The 1,294-nt window shown below is 41.3% G+C and carries 2 protein-coding genes; both read right to left on the reverse strand.

The genetic code is table 11. The annotated features are described in order from the left end of the window. Positions 1-235 precede the first annotated feature (235 nt). On the reverse strand, positions 236-652 hold the full coding sequence (locus V7D78_RS17370; RefSeq protein ID WP_333609708.1) for a GFA family protein: 417 nt from the start codon (positions 650-652) through the stop codon (positions 236-238). A gap of 93 nt (positions 653-745) precedes the next feature. Continuing rightward, the gene (locus V7D78_RS17375; RefSeq protein WP_333609709.1) at positions 746-1,225 is read right to left on the reverse strand and encodes a hypothetical protein; all 480 of its coding nucleotides are present in this window, start codon (positions 1,223-1,225) and stop codon (positions 746-748) included. Positions 1,226-1,294 lie beyond the last annotated feature (69 nt).

Below are 1,294 nucleotides of genomic sequence, written 5' to 3' on the forward strand. Positions count from 1 at the left end.
TTTTAAAATATCAGCTGGTATTGCTACTGCGGCACCAATGCCAGCAATAATTATTGATGCATAAGCCAGCGCAATACCTAAAATGACGGCGATTACTCGATTTTTGATTTGATCCATCTACTTACTCCTTGTTTTGCCTAACGCCCAAATTTAGCGCGGAAAGCCGCGCAGCGGGTTGACGTCGCAGCCAGCGCTTTTTGCTGGCGATAATATTTGATTGTTAGCATTTTTGTCATTACTTCTGAACCACACGGCTTGGTTCATGCCCATCATAACGCGGTAGTTCAGCATCTAAATCGTCCCAGTTTGCTCTTGAGGACACAAAATTATGTGATACCGGCCTTTCTTCAATGTCTGAATCCAAAATACCGAGCCTTAAACGTAGTAGCTCAGGAGACGACTCATTACTGCTAAAAAGCGGTGATGCGCATACTTTACAAAAGTGACGCTTTTTTCCTGGCGCAGTTTCATAGAAACTAATTTGCTCTTTGCCTGTTTTTATAATTAAACCAGCTTTTTTTATAAAGCCATTTGTTGCGTAAGCCGTGCCACTGCTTTTTCTACACTTTGAGCAATGGCAGTGGATAATTGAATCAATACCACCATGTACCTCTATTGTTACAGCCCCGCAAAGACAGCTACCTTGGTACATCTTACTTCCTTATGCTAACGCTCGCAGCACAGGCCGAAACCCGCGCAGCGGTTGAGGTCCAGGTCACGCAGTGGCCAATTGTGACTGCGATTGTTATACACCACTATCGCTCACAATAAACTTGATTTGAAATAACACAGCGTCACTTCTTGTACTAACGCTTTCAACCTCTTTCACATTATCAAAGACCGATTCTAAAAAGGCATCTGATAGTTCACCAGCATAAGACATTCTCAGATTGAAATTATCTGAACTATTTAGCTCGAACTGAAGCAGTAACTCACCTTTTTCATTCGTAGATGACGTTTGTTCAACGGCAACCTTAACTTTATCAATAAATGCAACTAAATCCGAAAGTTTAATGTTGCTCTCAATAACATGTTCTTCAGTTAAGAGGACCATACCAGACATAAGTACTGGGCCAGTTTGATGTGCTTTTTGTGTCTTGGGTTCGTGAACTACCCAAGAGTCGGCCATATAACTTTTACCATCAACAGGGTTTACATAAGTTTCTTGAGCAGTAACACCTACTAAAAAAGAACAGAAAATCAGTAAAACTAGACTCTTGCTCATAAATCTTCCTGTGTATAACGCTTTAGTGTTTTATCCGGCACGTTGTTCAGTGACGGATAAACTCCTGTT

The sequence above is a fragment of the Arsukibacterium sp. genome, assembly GCF_036735525.1.
Lineage (GTDB): Bacteria > Pseudomonadota > Gammaproteobacteria > Enterobacterales > Alteromonadaceae > Alishewanella.

Coding starts and splice junctions, on each gene's coding strand:
- V7D78_RS17370 (WP_333609708.1), bottom strand. CDS start 652: ATGTACCAAGGTAGCTGTCTTTGCGGGGCTGTAACAATAGAGGTACAT.
- V7D78_RS17375 (WP_333609709.1), bottom strand. CDS start 1,225: ATGAGCAAGAGTCTAGTTTTACTGATTTTCTGTTCTTTTTTAGTAGGT.